At 72.7% G+C, this 16,465-nt stretch carries 13 protein-coding genes; 7 read left to right on the plus strand and 6 right to left on the minus strand.

Features of this window, described 5'->3' with window-relative positions:
- Window positions 1-693: 693 nt before the first annotated feature.
- The 3 genes from ACWFR1_RS11260 to ACWFR1_RS11270 are packed head-to-tail and all read right to left on the minus strand — an operon-like array spanning window position 694 to window position 2,671.
- The gene (locus tag ACWFR1_RS11260) at window positions 694-1,482 is read right to left on the minus strand and encodes a 4'-phosphopantetheinyl transferase family protein (RefSeq protein WP_453549272.1); all 789 of its coding nucleotides are present in this window, start codon (window positions 1,480-1,482) and stop codon (window positions 694-696) included.
- Window positions 1,483-1,526: 44 nt separating this feature from the next.
- Window positions 1,527-1,760, minus strand: a complete 234-nt coding sequence (locus ACWFR1_RS11265; protein WP_453549136.1) for an acyl carrier protein — start codon at window positions 1,758-1,760, stop codon at window positions 1,527-1,529.
- A 50-nt stretch (window positions 1,761-1,810) separates the two neighbouring features.
- On the minus strand, window positions 1,811-2,671 hold the full coding sequence (locus ACWFR1_RS11270; RefSeq protein ID WP_453549138.1) for a hypothetical protein: 861 nt from the start codon (window positions 2,669-2,671) through the stop codon (window positions 1,811-1,813).
- Between the two features lie 295 nt (window positions 2,672-2,966).
- On the opposite strand from ACWFR1_RS11270, the gene ACWFR1_RS11275 reads away from it, so the two are divergent.
- The 7 genes from ACWFR1_RS11275 to ACWFR1_RS11305 all read left to right on the plus strand — a co-directional run bounded on the left by ACWFR1_RS11275 (window position 2,967) and on the right by ACWFR1_RS11305 (window position 11,512).
- Window positions 2,967-4,055, plus strand: a complete 1,089-nt coding sequence (locus ACWFR1_RS11275; RefSeq protein ID WP_453549141.1) for a phytanoyl-CoA dioxygenase family protein — start codon at window positions 2,967-2,969, stop codon at window positions 4,053-4,055.
- Window positions 4,037-5,356 (plus strand): DUF6271 family protein, encoded by a 1,320-nt coding sequence (locus tag ACWFR1_RS11280; RefSeq protein WP_453549143.1) that lies wholly within the window; start codon window positions 4,037-4,039, stop codon window positions 5,354-5,356. Before ACWFR1_RS11275 ends, ACWFR1_RS11280 begins: the two co-directional genes overlap by 19 nt.
- A complete protein-coding gene (locus ACWFR1_RS11285; RefSeq protein WP_453549145.1) occupies window positions 5,350-7,146 on the plus strand; it encodes a condensation domain-containing protein in 1,797 nt (598 codons plus the stop codon). Before ACWFR1_RS11280 ends, ACWFR1_RS11285 begins: the two co-directional genes overlap by 7 nt.
- A 1-nt stretch (window position 7,147) precedes the next feature.
- Window positions 7,148-8,422: an MFS transporter gene (locus ACWFR1_RS11290; protein ID WP_453549147.1), complete on the plus strand. Its 1,275-nt coding sequence runs from the start codon at window positions 7,148-7,150 to the stop codon at window positions 8,420-8,422.
- A 242-nt stretch (window positions 8,423-8,664) separates the two neighbouring features.
- Window positions 8,665-10,689, plus strand: a complete 2,025-nt coding sequence (locus ACWFR1_RS11295) for an ABC transporter ATP-binding protein (RefSeq protein WP_453549150.1) — start codon at window positions 8,665-8,667, stop codon at window positions 10,687-10,689.
- Window positions 10,686-10,991: a hypothetical protein gene (locus ACWFR1_RS11300; RefSeq protein WP_453549152.1), complete on the plus strand. Its 306-nt coding sequence runs from the start codon at window positions 10,686-10,688 to the stop codon at window positions 10,989-10,991. The genes ACWFR1_RS11295 and ACWFR1_RS11300 overlap by 4 nt, the downstream gene beginning before the upstream one ends.
- Entirely contained in the window at window positions 10,988-11,512 is a 525-nt protein-coding gene (locus tag ACWFR1_RS11305) for an NUDIX hydrolase (RefSeq protein ID WP_453549154.1), read from the plus strand. The genes ACWFR1_RS11300 and ACWFR1_RS11305 overlap by 4 nt, the downstream gene beginning before the upstream one ends.
- A 2-nt stretch (window positions 11,513-11,514) precedes the next feature.
- On the opposite strand, the gene ACWFR1_RS11310 is transcribed toward ACWFR1_RS11305, so the two are convergent.
- From ACWFR1_RS11310 to ACWFR1_RS11320, 3 genes are all read right to left on the minus strand, one after another.
- A complete protein-coding gene (locus ACWFR1_RS11310; RefSeq protein ID WP_453549157.1) occupies window positions 11,515-11,724 on the minus strand; it encodes a hypothetical protein in 210 nt (69 codons plus the stop codon).
- A gap of 740 nt (window positions 11,725-12,464) precedes the next feature.
- Window positions 12,465-15,335: a hypothetical protein gene (locus tag ACWFR1_RS11315; RefSeq protein ID WP_453549159.1), complete on the minus strand. Its 2,871-nt coding sequence runs from the start codon at window positions 15,333-15,335 to the stop codon at window positions 12,465-12,467.
- A complete protein-coding gene (locus tag ACWFR1_RS11320) occupies window positions 15,332-16,456 on the minus strand; it encodes an ATP-binding protein (protein WP_453549161.1) in 1,125 nt (374 codons plus the stop codon). The genes ACWFR1_RS11315 and ACWFR1_RS11320 overlap by 4 nt, the downstream gene beginning before the upstream one ends.
- Window positions 16,457-16,465: the final 9 nt, after the last annotated feature.

The raw sequence follows: 16,465 nt of genomic DNA on the forward strand, positions 1-16,465 counted from the left end.
CAGCCGGGGCGGTGCCCCGGCATGCCCTTCGGGTCTCGTGATCGGGTGATCGTCCGCTGCTAGTGTCCGGGGCGGGGCGCGTGTCCCGTGTCTGGGTGAGGAGGAGCCCGTGAACGCCGCGGACGAAGGACGACAGCAGCTGGACGCGGCCAGTGTCCTCAACGCCAAGAGGACGCTCCTCCAGCTCCTGGCCAGGGCAGGGGTCTGGTCCGGCGACGCCGAGGAGCTGATCGGGCTCGTCGAGGCCGGCGCCCTCGCCCTCGCCCACACCGAGCTCGGCGCGAGCGGACGGAGCGCGCCGGGAGAGAAGGGCGAGCTCTACGAGGCCGGCTGGCACGACGGCACGCGGGCCGCCGCCGACGCGCTCGCGGACATCGCCGAGCGCACGCTGCGCCACGCCCTCGCCCCGGATCCGTCGGTGTCCTCGCCCGACGACCGTTCTCCCGTCGGGCGCGCGGAGATGGAACGGGCGAAGGTCGCGATCACGCCGCTCTACCTCTCGTACACCGCCGTCTCCGACCTCGATCCCGACGCCACCGAGCAGGTCCTCACCGCCGTCCTCGGCACGATGAGCCCTCGGCAGCGGGCGGGGTACCCGGGGCGGCTGACGGAGTTCTCGACGACCCATCACGCGCGCCTTGAGCGGCTGTACGCCGAGTACGGCCCCGGCAGCGCCATCGCGATCCACGGCCGCTACTCGCTCGTCCACTCCCCGACCAGCGTCGCCGTACTGGAACGGCTCGCCGCCGCGCCGACGGCGCTGCACGAGGAGTGGGACGCCGCCGAGCTGCCGCCCGCGTGGCTGGACGGGCTCACCACGGCCTGGGGCTCGGCCGCCTCCTGATCCCGGCTCCGCCGGTCCACGGGTTCGTGGTCGAGTGCGAAGGTCCTGGTGGGGGCCGTGCCGGCCACCGCCACCACGGCCGCCCTCCGCGGGTCCGTCCATTCGAGGAGACGGAGACCGTCCCCACCGGCTTTCAGCACGGCTTCCGCGCGCACCCACAGGCGGAGCAGGGCCGCGCCGGGGTCCGGCGCGGCGGCGGCCTCCCGTACGTCGGCCTCGGGCAGGACCCGTCGGAGTACCGACAGGGGGCCCGGTCTGCGTGCCGAGGGCTCCACGTCGACGCCGACGGCACCGGGACCGACGGCCGCGGCGACCAGCCCGTCGGCGTGGCTCAGGCTGACGCCCACGCCGGGGCGGTCCCGCAGGTACGGCCGGCCGTGGCCGGGCCGCCCGCACCCGGCGCAGAACTGGGCCGGCGCCGGCGCGTCGGGTGACCCCCCGGTGAACCGGGCGACGCACAGCCGCAGCAGCAGCCGTGCGGCCAGCACGTCGTCCCGGCGGCTCGGGACGCGTACCGCGGCGAGCCGCCGCAGCTCCCACGGTTCGAGGAGTCCCTCGTGCAGCCGGGGGTGGGACAGGACCTCGCCGGTGGTCGCGACGACGGCCAGCGTCGTACGACCGTCCCGGCCCGGTGGCAGGCCGCCGCGGCCCTGGCCGAGATCCGCGGGGCGGGCCCCGGCGCTCACCCCGCGGCGGGGGTCAGAAAGCGCTGCTCCACGCGGTTCAGTGTGCGGAAGTCGTCGATGGTGACCTCCTGGAGGTCGATGCTGTCGCCGGAGATCTCCTCCAGGAGGTCGATGAACTCCAGGAAGTCCATCGAGTCGATGAGCCGGGCCTCGATGAGGTCCTCGTCGCCGTCGATCGGGCCGTCGAGGCCGGGGTTCTTCTCGTGGAGCCACTCGGCGATGCGTTCCATGGTGCGGGTCACTCCTTGCGGTTACGGATGTTCCTGTGGGGCAGTCGGGTTCACGCGGCCCGGGCGGCGCGAAGTCGTGCGAGGGCCTGCTCGGGGGTGCCGTGGGCGAGGATCATCGCGTGCACCCAGCGCTCGACGCCGAAGGCGACGCAGGCGCTGTACGCGGGGCCCTCGGCGCCCGCCCGGATGTCCAGCCGCTCGCCGAAGAAGTTGCGGTGGCGGTTCACGGAGGCGATGGCCGTGCCGTCGGGGGCGCTGAACTCGTGCTTGACCGGGTCGAGCGCCATGAGGCGGGCCCGGGAGCCGCCCCGGTCGTAGAACGGGTCGTCGGCCGTGGCCCGGGTGAGGTCGAGGCCCAGGAGTCCGGCCAGCTCCCTGACGAACTCGGCGCCGCTCTCCAGGTGTTCGACCGCGCCCTGCTTGGTGCCGAGGTACAGGACCTCGCGCATGTGGAAGCCCCACAGGCGCCGCAGTCCGTCGTAGTGGGTCTCGTTGCGGAAGCAGCGGCCGGTCGCGGAGAGCCGCAGTCCGTCCTCGCCGACGTCCCGGCCCTCCAGGGAGAGCAGCAGTCCGTAGCAGGTGGCCGAGGGCAGCAGGTGACCGGTCGGCCGCAGCGGCAGCTCTCCGGGATCCTCGCCGGCCGCGAGACCGTCGAGCGCCTCGGGAGTGAACCGCCCGGCGGAGACGCCGAGATGGGGGAAGTTGCGGAAGTAGTCCAGCCGGGCCAGGCCCTCCACGGACAGCAGCGGCGGACCGACCACCTCCGGTGCGGCGAGCCGTGCGGCCAGACCGGTCAGCAGGTCGTCGAGGCCGTGCAGCAGGGCGGTGTGGACCGGGTCCAGCGTGAGCAGCCCAGGACCGGGATTCCTCAGGCCGCCGTCCGGCAGGGCTGTGCTGCTGCGTGTACTCATGGAACCGCTCCCTCTCAGCGTGGGCGGACGGCCGGAGGTCTCCACGACGTGGTGGCGACAGCGCTGTCGCGGCGGTCCGAACGTCCGGGACATGGACCCTAGGCCAGCCCTTCACGACTTGTCTAGACCAACCTCGGCGGGTCGGTGACCACCGTCAGAAGTTCGTTTCGATCTTCCGGCCACGACAACTGTGCACATCAGGCCGACACTTGACAGCAGCTATGGTCTAAACCAATGCTGCTGCGTAATCGGCAGCGCCTGTCCCCGGCCCTGACTCCCGTTTTGGAGGGACCACATGACGACCCCCGCTCCCCACGGCCGCCCGCGCCGTCCCCATCTCCACCGGGCGGCGTCGGACCTTCCGTACTTCAGCGCGGACGGCGAGTCCTATCTGGCGCAGACCACCCTGCGGGAGCTGAAGAAGTCACGGCCCCTGCGGGTGCTGTCCGAGGAGGACTTCACCCATTGGCAGACGTACGGATACGTCGTCGTCCGGGAGGCCGTGCCGGCGGCGGAGGCCGGGCGACTCCTCGACTTCACCTGGGACTTCCAGGGTCTTGACCCCGACCGGCCGGACAGCTGGTACGAGGACCGGCCGTTCCGCTCCGAGCTGGACCAGCAGCTGCACGTCTACGGGTTCGTCGAGGCGTACCACCACCAACTGCTCTGGAACAGCCGTCAGTCCCAGCGCGTGTACGACGCCTTCGTCGACGTGTGGGACTGCGAGGAGCTGTGGGTCACCCTCGACCGGCTCAACCTCAACCCGCCCAACGTCCGGAACCGTGACCGCGCCCTGATCGAGCCCACGGACCGGGGCTTCGACATCGAGCTGCACTGGGACATCGACACCACGCTCGGCGTCCCGCCGCAGCGGGTGCAGGGGATCATCGCGCTCAACGACACACGCCCCGAGACCGGCGGATTCCAGTGCGGCCCCGAGCTGTTCCGGCGGTTCGAGGAGTGGAAGATCGGGGAGCCGGCCGACCGGGACCCACTCCGTCCCGACGTGGACCGGAGCGAGTTCCCCGTCGTACGGCCCGAACTCCACCCCGGCGACCTGCTGATCTGGAACGGCCTCCTCGCCCACGGCGTGGCCCGCAACGCCTCCGAGAACGGGGTGCGTGCGGTCCAGTACCTGTCGATGATGCCGGCGCTCGAGGAACACGAGAGGCTGCGGCGCTCACGCGTCGAGTCCTGGCGGCACCTGCGCACCCCGCGCTGGAACCGCACCCTCGTCGGCGATCCGGTGCTGCACGAGTCCAAGCGCTACCCGACGGCCGAGCTGACCGAGCTCGGCAGCCGTCTCCTCGGGCTCACCTCGTGGCACGAGACGGCAGCGGACGGTCAGAGCGGAGAACCGTCGTCGTGCGCCGTGTCTGTCTGACCCTCCCCACCAACCGGGCCTGCGCCGAGACCATCGGGGCCGTCGCCGAGGAAGCCGCCTACGGCGCCCGCCGGTTCGGCGTCGAGGTCCACCTCCTGATCCTGGACTCCTCCGAGGCTCCCGTGCTCGCCTCGCACCGGGAGACGGTGGGCGCCCTGCCCGCGGCTCCCGGCGTGGTCGTCCACCACCTCGACGAGCACCAGCAGCGGACCTTCCTGCGGGAGGTGATCGCCCGCTCCGGCGTCGCCGCGCCCGACCGCGTGCTCGACCTCATGCTGCCGACCCGCGTGTCCTACGGTGCCTGCACCAACCGCGCCTTCCTGATCGCGGAGGCCCTGGGCTGCGCGTCGGTCCACCGCCGGGACTCCGACAGCCGCTACCAGTACCGGTCCACGGACCCGGACGGCGAACCCGTCTTCCCGATCCACCACGAGCTGACGTCCCTCGGGCGGCGGGCCGCAGACGTGGCCGGGCTCGTGTCGCGGAGCAGGCTCGATCCTGACTGCGCGGAGCGGCCGGTGGCGATGGTCGGCGGCTCGTTCATCGGCGAGATGTCCGTGGACGTCGCGGAGATCCGCCGCCTCGATCCGGCCGTCTACGAGGACGTCGTCGGCCTCTCGGTCCCCGACGACTGCCCGGAGATCTGGCGCAGGCACCTCATCGACGAGTCGTTCCGCGGCGCCGGGACCGCCCCCTTCACCGGGGACCGCACGACGCTCACCAGCGTCAGCCCCACGCGCGTGGACATGTGCAACATCGGCTTCGTCCGTGAGGTCTACGGCCGTGTGCCGCTGCCTCCCGCCACCGACACCGTCGGCAGCGACTACTTCCTCATCCACGTGGTCCAGGACGCCCAGCTGCCCGGTGTCCTGCACAACCGCCACATCATCAACTTCCATACGGCGGAGCGCCGTTCCGACACGGGTTTCCTCGCCTACCAGAGGCGCCTCGCGAAGTTCTTCCTGTCCTCGCCGTACTTCAACGCCGTATACGCCCGGATGTCCGCCGCCGGGGCGGAGTTGCTCGACCCCGAGGGCCTTGTCCGCGCGTCCGTCGTCGCCGGGTTCGTCAGGGACAGCACCCGTCTGGACCCCGTCGGGAGCGCGGAGCGGCTCGACGTCGTCGACCGCTCGTACCGCAAGCTCGGCGGCCGCTACGCCGAGGCCGCCGACGTCCTCGCCGCCGAGCGCGAGCGACTCCTCGACGAGGCCCGCGCCGACATGGAGGAGTTCGCCCTCTTCATCGACGCGTGGAGTCCGCTGACCCGCTCCGCGAAGTACCAGAAAGGCATCGCATGGTGACCGAGCGAGACTCCTCGCGGCTGGAGCACGCCCGCGTCGACACCGTGACCGTCGCGTACGCGGGTGGCGAGGAGCGCCGCGGGCCGGTCACGATGGGGCAGGCCAACATGATCCGGTGCATCCTGCGGGACGAGCCGGCGCTCATCAACATCCACGATGTGTGGCCGGCCCCCGCCGGTACCCGGATGCAAGCGGCCGTCGACGCCCTGCGCGCCCTTGCCGTGCGGCACGAGGCACTGCGTACGACGTTCCCCCACCCCCCGGGCACTGCCCCGCGCGAGCAGGTCGTCGCCGGGGCCGGGACGTTCACGGTCACCGTCCTCGACCACGACGTACTCCCCGACGAACCGGCGCTGTACGCGGAGTCGTTGGCCCGTGAGGCCCGAGAGGGCCGGTTCCATCTGGACCGGGACTTCCCTCTCCGGGTCTCCCTGATCGCTCTCGACGGCGCGCCGTCGTTCGTCGCGCTCGCGGCCAGCCACGCCGTCGCCGACATCAGCGCGCTCGCCGTCCTCAAGGAGGAGTGGCTCGCCCTGCTGTCCGGCGAGGAGCTCCCCCCGCTGACCGCTCTCACCCCCCTCGACCTCGCCGCCGAGGAGGCGACCCCGACCGGGCTCCGCAAGTCGGCTGCGTCACTGAGGTATTGGGAGCGGATCATCCGTAACGGACCGCAGGCCATGTTCGCCGAACCGGGCGCCGAGGGCACCGAGGTCCGCGCGCCCCAGCTCACCCTGCGGTCACGTCGCGGCGCCCGCGCCCTCGCCCTGGTGGCGAAGCGCACCGGCGGCCTGCCGTCGACGGTACTGCTCACGGCCTGGTGCGCGCTGCTCGCCCACCGTACGGGCCAGCCCACCTGTGTGGCCGCCGTCCCGACCTCCAACCGCTACGAGCCCCGCCTGGCGCGCTCGGTGAACACCCTCTCCCAGGACGCCCTGCTCTCCCTCGACGTCCGGGTCCCCTCCTTCGACGTCCTCCTCGGCAAGGCCTGGGGCGCCGCGCTCAACGCCTACCGGCACAGCCGGTTCGACGCGGTGAGCCTGTGGGAGATGATCGGGAGGACGACCTTCGAGCGGGGCAGCCGGTTCGCGCGGGACGTCGCCTTCAACGACGTGAGCACGCTTCCCACCGCGCTGCCCTCCACGCTCCCGTCCGCCCACTCCCCGTCTCCCCCCGGTGACGGAGTCGCCGTCGGGCCGGAGCTGGAGCTCAGTTGGGGAACGGATCAGGTGCTGCCGACCCGCGTCCTGACCTTCGTCCACGAGACGGATCCGCTGCTGCGCCTCGGCGTGTGGGCGGACCCGGCGCTGTTCACCCGGGACCAGGCGGAGGGCTTCCTCGTCGGTCTGGTGCGCCTCCTGGAGGCGGCCGCCACCGCCGACGTACCGCTGACCGCGCTCACCGAGGTCACGGGGGTCAGGCCGGTCGAGCGCGGCGCGGACTGGCAGCGCGTGGACGGTTCCTGGGTCTCGCCGCTCGCCGTGGCGGAGGCCCTGAGCCGGGCCCTCGACGGCGTACCCGTACACGTCACGACGGACACCCGGCACGACGACGGATCGCCGGAGGGGGACGCAGGTCCCGGCCTCACGGCCTACCTCGCCTCCGGGGTCGCCCCGCTGACACCGGCGAGCGCCCACGCCGCGTTCATGGACGCCCTCCCGGGACGTCCCGGACTTCTGGCGCCCCGGCGGTACGTGATCGTCCAGGACCCGCCGGTGGAGGCCGACCGCGACGGCGCCTGGCTCCGGCAGCAGATTCTCTCGGAAGGGACCGGCCGGGACCGGCCGATGTGACATGACGACGGATACCGATGACGTGACCGTCCGGCAGAAGCCGGACCCGCTTCCCAGCCCGTGGCGGTCGAACCGCTTCCGGCTGTTCTTCACGGCCCGCAGCGCGTCGCTGCTCGCCGACGGCATGCTGATGGTGTCGCTCACGACCGCCGTCCTCGGCGCGGGCTACGGGGCCAGTGGCGTCGGTTACGCGCTGGCCGCGTGGATGGCGCCGATCGTCCTGCTGGTCCTCGTCGGCGGAGTCCTCGCCGACCGGTTCACCCCGCAGGTGATGATGGTCGGCGCCGACGTGGTGCGCCTCGTGGCGATGCTCGCGCTCGCGGCGCTGCTCGCCGCGGGCGGGGTGCGGCTCTGGCACGTCATGGCCCTTCTCGCGCTGAGCGGCGCCGCGACCGCAATGTTCCAGCCCGGTCTGGCCGGCATGGTCCCCCAGGTCGCCGAGGACATCCAGCGGGCCAACGCGCTGCTGCGGATATCCGAGGCGATCTGCACCCTCCTCGGCCCCGGTCTTGCCGGCCTCCTCGTCGCCCACTGGGACGTCGCCGGGTCCTTCCTGGTCATCGCGGCGGCCTACGCGCTCAGCGCGCTCGGCCTCGCGCCGCTGCGGAGGCTGAGTACCGCCAAGGACGACAGCGCCGACCCGCTGTGGCAGCGACTGGCCACGGGGTGGCACGAGTTCCGGTCCCGCTCCTGGCTCTGGGGCGTCATCGCCGTCTGGGCGGTCTACGGGCTGTTCGTCTTCGGCCCGGCGCTGCCGCTGGGCGCGGCGCTGCTCACCGAGCAGCACGGGGCGAGCGGATACGGCTGGATCGCCTCCGCCGACGGGGCCGGCACGATCGTCGGCGGTCTGCTCGGCATGCGCGTCAAGCCCCGGCGCCCGCTCGTCGCGGGAGCCCTGGCCATGCTCTTCTTCTCGCTCAACCCCTTGGCTCCCGCGCTGGGTTGGTCGTTCACGCTCACGGCGGTCACCGGTGTGGTGGCCGGCTGCGGCTTCGCCTTCTGGGGCGTGATGTGGGCGACCAGCGTGCAGTCCCACATCCCCCTGGCCGTCCTCAGCCGCGTCTCCGCCTACGACATCGCCGGATCCATCATGGTCATCCCCCTGGGCCGCGCGCTCGCCGGCCCGGCGGCGGAGTCCTTCGGCGCCGACCGCGTCCTGCTCTTCTCCGCGGTGACGGGTGTCGTGCTCCTCGGCGTCATGCTCGGCGTCCCGGCCGTCCGGGCGCTCGGCCGGGCACCGAAGGGCGCCACGGAAGCGGCCGCCGGAGGCCGCTGAACCGCGAGCGGACAGGGTTACGGGGGCGGGCGCGCGAGCGGGCCCGCCCTCGGCGTTTCGGCCATCCGGGTCCCGGGGCACGGCCCTCCTCCGGCAAGGGTCGGTGTATCCGGCACCCTCGGGTTTCGCTCTGTCATGCGGATCGCGACGCGTCCGAAGGACGTGTGTTCGAAATCGGCGCCGTCTCGTTGAGCTCGACGACATCCGGACGACACCCGGACGGCTCAGCGACGGAGGACACCATGCATCCCTCCCCCACCCCGCCGACGACACCCACCCCACCCGATACGGACACCGCCGACGGCGGTCCCTCCGCCTCCGAGCAGCTGCTGTTCGGAGGAGAGCTCGCGTACGACTTCGGCTGGGGCCGGCACCACGGCGTGTGGCTGAAGCTGAGCCTGCGCGCCATGGCGCTCTCGCTCCCCCGGCAGGTCGGGATCGCCGTGCGGCTGGCCCACGAGGCCGATCGCCGGGCGCTGTACACGGTCGCGGTGAGCGAGTTCGGGCGGGGCGTCACCCAGGCGGTGTCGCTGATCGCCGTGAACGCGATCCTGGTCGAGCTCCTCGCCCAGGGCAGCACCGTCGAACGACTGGGCTCGGCCCTGCCCTCCCTCGTCGTCGTCGCCGTCCTCGCGGTGATCGGCTCCGCCGGGAAGTCCGCCTCGGCGGCGGCGACCGGGATCCTGGAGCCCAAGGTGCAACGGGTCTCCACGGAACGGTACTTGGGCCTGGTGGCCCGGGTCGAGCTGGAGGCCATCGAGGACGACGCCTTCCACAAGCTGATGGACTCCGCCCAGTGGGGTGCGGACTCGGCACGCCGGATGGTCGGGTACTGCACGGCCGTGGTCACCTCGGCGATCTCGCTCGTCGCCGCCGCGGGGGTCCTCACCGTCCTGCACCCTCTGCTGCTGCCCCTGCTGATCGCCATGGCGTTGCCGAGCGCGTGGAGTTCGCTGACGATGGCGCGGGCGCGGTACGTGAGCTGGCACCGGTTCGTGCAGCACGCGCGGGCCGCGCAGCTGATCAGCCGGCTGCTGATCGACCAGCAGGCGGCGGGTGAGGTCCGGGTCCACGACGTCGGTCCGTTCCTGCTCGAACACTTCCGGGGCATGGCCGAGACGAGTGAGCGGGAGCAGACCCGGCTGGCGTGGATCGGTGCCCGTACGGGCCTCACGGCGGACGCGGCGCGCGGACTCGCCACGGTCGGTACGTACGCCGTGCTCGGACTGCTCCTGTGGGACGGGCACATGGCGCTCGCCGTCGGCGGCACGGCCGTCCTCGCCATCCGTACGGGCTCGGCGAGCATCACCGACCTGGTGCTGCGGATCACGGACGTCCAGGAGGAGTCGCTCTTCGTCGCCGACCTGGAGACCCTGTGCGAGGAGGCGGTCCGGCGTCGGATTCCCGTCGACGGGGTGGACCTGCCCGAGGACGTCGAGGAGATCCGGTTCGAGAAGGTCACCTTCACCTACCCGGGGGCGGAGAAGCCGTCCCTGCGCGAGGTCGACCTGGTCATCCCCCGGGGCAGGACGGTCGCGTTCGTCGGCAGGAACGGTTCGGGCAAGACCACCGTCACCCGGCTGCTCTGCGGGCTCTATCTCCCGGACGAGGGCCGGGTCATGTGGGGCGGGGTCGACACGGCCCGGGCGAGCCGGGCGCAGGTCTTCGACCGTGTAGCGATGGTCGCGCAGAACTTCCACCGCTGGCCCTTCACCGCCCGCGTCAACATCGGCATCGGCAGGCCGGGCGGCCCGGTCGACGACGCCACGATCGGCGAGGCCGCGGCGTACGCGGGCGCGGACGACGTCGTCAAGGAACTCCCCCACGGCCTGGACACGCTCCTCGCGCGCGGCTACCGCGGCGGCCAGGAGATCTCCGGCGGTCAGTGGCAGAAGATCGGCCTCGCCCGGGCGCGCTACCGGGAAGGCCGGGTACTGATCGTGGACGAGCCGACCAGCGCGCTCGACCCGGCGGCCGAGCAGCGGGTCTTCGACCAGATCCACCGCCTGGCCGGTACCGGCCAGACCACGGTCCTCATCACCCACCGTCTGCACAGCGTGGCGCACGCGGACCTCATCTACGTGATGGAGGAGGGCCGGGTAGTGGAGGCCGGGACCTTCGAGGACCTCATGGCCCCCGCCACGGGCACGGGCGCCTTCCGTGAGGCGTACGAACTCCAGGCCCGCCAGTTCGTCCGCCCGGCCGTCCCCTCCCAGGGCGGGCCGTCGGACGCCGCACCCCGCACGGACGGGCAGGTGGCGTCATGAAGAGGTCGCGTCGAAAGGCCACCGCGGTCAACGGGGCCGGTTCGGTCACCGGGGTGGGTGCGGTCCACGGGGCCGGTGCGGTCAGCGGGGCCGGTGCGGTCAAGAACGTCATCGGCTCCCACCTGTACCTCGAGCGCGACGGCCGGGTGCTGCTCGGCCTGCGCCATCCGGACTCGGCGTACGCGCCCCTGGAACACCACTTCCTGGCCGGCCACCGCGAGCAGGAGTCCGCGATCGACGGCATCCGCGCGGGCCGGACCTGCACCGAACTCGGCTGGGACGCCCCGGGCGGTGGAGCATGAGCGCCGGTCCGCGGCACACCGAGCCGCTGGACGTGCACCTGATCCTGCGCCGCGACGGCGACACCGGGCCGGAAGTGCTGCTGTCGCGCCGCGCAGGCACGGTCTACGCGGCGGGCCTGTGGCATCTGCCGTCCGGGCACCTCGACGGGGCCCATGAGGACGTCGTCACGGCGCTCGTACGCGAGACTTTGGAGGAGACGGGGGTCGTCGTCGACCCCGCCGACGCCCGTGCCGCCGTCACCGTCCACCACCGGTCCCCGGGCGGCGGCGCGCGGGTGGGGTACTTCTTCGAGGTCCGCCGCTGGCGGGGCAACCCGCACGTGCGGGAGCCGCACGTGTGCGACGCCATGCGCTGGTTCCCGCTCGACGCACTGCCCGATCCGGTGGTCGCGTACTGCCGGGCGGGGCTCGACGCCTATCGCGCCGGGACCCGGCTCGCGGTGCACTTCCAGGAGCCGCACGACCCGATCGCGTACGACCCCGAGGTGGACCGGCTGAGACCCGTACCGGATCCCGCGTGATCTCACGGCGCCCGCCCGGGGCTTCCTGAAGGGAGGAGCGGACCGTGCGCTCCGCCGCCGCGGACGGCGGCCAGCACGTGCGGCCAGGCGGCCCTGCCCAGCCGGGCGTCGGCGTCCGCGCCGCCGCCGTGGACGAACCGGGTCGACGGCGGCGGTGCCACCTCGTCCGGGAAGACGGTGCGGTGGCCGGCGTCGGGGCGGGTGATCAGCACCGTCCCGAGGCCTGCCGCCGGCGAGCTCGCGGGCGAAGCGCAGGGAGGGCCACATCCGGTCCGCACCGCCCGCGACGAGGACCAGATCGGCCGACGACTTCTCCACTTCGATGGCCGCGGAGGGCAGCCGGTCCGCGTACGCGCTGAGGCTGCTCTCGTACCAGCCGAACACCGAGACCGGCGCGCCCTCCGGCTCGGTCGGCGTCCAGCCGTCGGCGTACGGGACGAAGGGCAGGGCCCGGCCCTGCCAGGTCCAGCTGGAGCGATACGGGGCTTCCCTGCCGTCGCCCCCCGGACCGACGTCGCACCAGACGACCGACGACGGCGCGAGCGCGATCACGGCGTCGGCGCAGTCCGAACGCGTGGACAGCGCAAGCGCCGCCTCGGCGCTCTTGGAAACGCCGAGGACACTGACCCTCTCGGCGCCGCGCTCGCGCAGCAGTCCGGTCGCGGCGACGAAGGTCTCCAGGGGAACCTCACAGATGCCCGGGGGCTGTCCGGGCCCGCCGAACCATCGGATCGACGCCGCGGTGACACCCGCCCGGGCGAAGAGCCGGCACCGCTCTCGTTCGATCCGGCCGCTCGACCCCGCCAGCACCAGGACGCCCGCACCGCCACCGCCCGCCGCCGGTGCGGCGAGGAAGCCCTCCCACGGCACGGTCAGTTCGTACTCGACGATGTCTGTGGACATGCCGCCAACCTACGGGAGGCCACGAGGAGTACGGCGCGCGGCCGCCGACTCATGAGGCCGTGAGGAGGGCCGCCACCGCTTGTGCCGTGTCCGAGTGAAGGTCCGTCAGGGACGGCCGGCGCGGGGCCGTGTCCGGCGGGGCCCAGCCGTCCGCGCAGCCCAGGAGCTCCGCGAGCGCGTCGCAGGTCTCCGGGTGTGCGGGCAGCAGCGTCGCGCCCCGTGGGGCCGCGGCGTGCGGGCGGGCGCGGGCAGCCGGGGACGCGGCCGGTTGCTGTCGCCACGGCGGGACCCAGGCGTCCAGAGCGGCGAGCCGCGCCGGGAAGACGCGCCCCGCCTCGCGGATGAGCAGCGGGGCCAGCTCCGCCGCGTTCGACCGGAGGGTGGTGATGAGGACCGGCAGCCACGGGAGCAGGACGGCGTCCGGCAGCCTCCCGAAGGCGTTCGAGACGGCCTCCACCACGACGTCCGCGAGTCCCGGCACCGGTTCGAGCGCGTGGACGAAGCCGCTGAGGTAGCGCGGGTAGGAGGGCACCACCAGCGGGTTGCCGAGGAGTTCGTCGCAGCGTGCCCGCAGTTCGCCCCCGGAGAGCGTGCCGAGCTGGACCTGCGCCGCCCACAGCAGTGCCGTCTTCGCCGGGTCCCGCGGGTGCGACTGCGCGACCGACAGTTCGAGCTGCGTCCGGTCGCAGCCCAGGGACAGGGCAAGGCCCTCCATGCTGAACAGGAAGCCCAGCATCGCGGCCACCTGCCCGACCGTCGCGTCCTCGTCCCGGAAGGCGGTCGGCAGCAGCGTGCAGTAGTGGGCGTAGCCGGTTCTGACGAACGACTCGATCCACGGCGGCAGCACCGGCTCGCTCGTCCGGTAGTACGCGAGGAGGCCGCGCACCCGGCGGAGCACCTCCGGCGCCCCGTCCACCGTGCGCTCGGCCGCCAGGACCTCCAGGGCGCGGGTTCCCAGCTCGTCGGCGAGGCGCCGGCCGCCGAGGTACAGCGTCGCGTCCTCGACCGCCGCGAGGACCTGCGCGGTCGTGGCCTGCGGCCCGTACGCGGTGCGCCGCAGGCGCTGTTCCAGGACCTGTTCGAGGCTCACGCCCTCGTATCCGAGCTCGATGAGCGCCCGCTGGTGGGTGCCGAGGGCCAGGTCCCAGGACTCCTGGATCGACCGCTCGCCGAGCCGCCGCTCGCCCATGACGGTACGGGCGGCGCCCGGCGGCATGAGGCGGCGCAGCATCCACAGGACGTCGGAGCAGGCCCGCAGGTCCGGCTCGGACGCCATGTCGAGGAGGGCGCGCCGCACGCCGCGCTGCTGGAGGTTCAGCTCCAGCGGTGCCAGCCGGTCGTGCACGTCGCGCGCGAGGGGCGGCAGCGCGTCGTAGCCGACCTGGCCGATCCGGTCGCCGCCCATCATGATCTCGACGAGGCGGCGCACGTCCCGGCGCCCGGGTACGGAGTCCTTCTCGATGCAGGTGACGGCCGCGTCCTGGAAGTCGTACGGCGTCGGCTTGGCCCGGTCCCGCATCCCGGCCAGCAGGATCGAGGTCTCGAAGACGGCGATCGCGTCGGCGGTCGAGGCGAGGTAGCCGCTGCGGCGGGCCGCGCGGACGATGTCCACCGACCAGCCGAGCAGTTCGGCCTCGTCCAGGGTGTCGACGACCGGCGGCCTGCGCAGGAAGCCGGAGAGCCGGTCCTCCGCGCCGACGGGCACGACGGGGGCGGCGGGCGGGGCCGCCTTCACGGCCGTCTTCGCCGGGCTCGCCTTCTTCGCGCCGGCCTGGCCTTCCAGGCGGTACGGCTTCACCCGGGTGCGCTTGAGGTTCTTCGCCCACTGCGTCGCGGCGATCGACACCGATCCGGAGGCGAGGCCGAACTGGGCCTCGATAGCGGTGTGGCTGGACGGGATCAGTCCGTACTGCCAGGTGGTGGCGGTCCGCGGGGAGATCGTGAAGCCGTCCGTGCCGTCCGTGCCGTCCGTGCCTGTGGTGCCGTCGACGCCGAACTCGTCGACACGGCTCGCCGCGTGGAAGGCGCCGCAGACGTACAGGCAGTCCGCCGGATCGGTGCCCGTCGCTGCCAGGTGCTCGCGCATCCGGGTCCACATGTACCGCTCGCGGTCCTCGTCGACGCGCACGCGGTCCCCGTCGCCGGGGGCGAGCCGCCGGAACAGGCTGCCGATGAGGAACATGACCTGGCGGTAGGTGTCGTGGTCGCTGTCGCCGAGCGGGACCTCGACGTACTGGTGCCACCACTCCGACCAGTGGCGGACCTTGCCGTGCCGGAGCAGGTGCTCCTCCAGCTCGGCGAAGCGCGGCCGCAGGTCGCCGATCTCGACGCCGACGGCCTCGCCGTGGAGCGCCCCCTCGGGCTCGGTCCCGGTCTCCGCGGGCTTCGTCCCCGGGGCCTCCCGGGTGTCCCACTGGAAGACGTGGTCGGAGGAGCGGTCGACGAGGACCAGTTCCACGCCGGGGGTGTCGAGGGCGTACGCGATGGCCTGGTACTCGGCGGAGGCCTCGGTGATCGGCGCGACGACGGAAAGCGGGGCCCAGTCGGGCGGAAAGCCGTCGATGTCGCTGGCGAACGCCTGGACGGCGACCGGCAGTCGGCAGTTGCGCAGCTCGGTCAGGAGCGGCGTCATGTCCTCGCACAGCTCCAGGTACACGACCTTCGGCTGCTTCTCGCGCAGCCGGCGGGCCATGGCGAGCGCCGAAGCGGGCGAGTGGTGGCAGACGGGAAAGATCTCCAGCGGTTCGCCCGCCGCCCGGTCGACGTCGTCGACCATGCCGAGGAGGATGCCTTCCAGGGCGTCCGCGCCACCGGAGAACTCCGCTGCCGCTTCGTGGAGTTGCCCTCGGAGCGCGGCGAAGGACGTCGCGGCGGCGGCGCGGTCTCCGCCGGTCTCGTGGAGCTCGGGGGCCGCGCTCATGCGAGCTTGGCGATCGCGTCGCGGCCGCCCTCCAGGAACTCGGGCCAGGAGCCGCCCTCTTCCTTGCCGCGCGGCTCGACGACGCCGTGCAGGTACTTGTTGAGGATGGCCAGGTCCTCGGGCTCGCGGCGGGCGAGGGAGCCGACGAGCGAGGCGGCGAGGGTACGGGCGGTCAGGGCGCGCTCACCGAAGAAGTTGCTGTGGAGGACGGCGTCCTCCAGCACACCGATCTGTTCGGCGGTGGACAGCGCGGACTCCAGCTTCTCGTCGTCGCTGCCGGCCGCGGCGGAGGATGCGCGGAGATCGGCGAAGCTCTGGAGGAGGACGTCGAGGAGGGTGGGCGGCACGTCCAGGTCGATCTGGTGGCGGCGCAGCAGCTCCTCGGTGCGGAAGCGGACGATCTCGGCCTCGCTCTTCTTGTTCGTCACGACCGGGATGCGGACGAAGTTGAAGCGGCGCTTGAGCGCGGAGGACAGGTCGTTGACGCCCCGGTCGCGGCTGTTGGCGGTGGCGATGATCGAGAAGCCGGGCTTGGCGAAGACGATGTTGTCGCCGCCGCCGTCGCTCTCCAGCTCGGGGACGGAGACGTACTTCTCGGAGAGGATCGAGATGAGCGCGTCCTGGACGTCGCTGGTGGAACGCGTCAGTTCCTCGAAGCGGCCGATGGCGCCGGTCTCCATCGCGGTCATGATCGGCGAGGGGATCATCGACTCCCGCGACTGCCCCTTGGCGATGACCATGGACACGTTCCAGGAGTACTTGATGTGGTCCTCGGTGGTGCCCGCGGTGCCCTGCACCACGAGCGTGGAGTTACGGCTGATCGCGGCCGAGAGGAGCTCGGCGAGCCAGCTCTTGCCGGTGCCGGGGTCGCCGATCAGCAGCAGGCCGCGGTCGGAGGCGAGGGTGACGATGGAGCGCTCGACGATGGAGCGGTCGCCGAACCACTTCTGCGACACCTCCCGGTCGAGGCCGTCGGCGCGCTCGGAGCCGAGGACGAAGAGGCGGACCATCTTCGGGGACAGGCGCCAGGAGAACGGCTTGGGGTTGTCGTCGATCGATTCCAGCCAGTCGAGTTCCTCGGCGTACTTGATCTCGGCGGGAGCGCGGAGCAGGTCGGACATGCGAAGGGC

It is taken from the genome of Streptomyces sp. NPDC055103 (assembly GCF_053607625.1).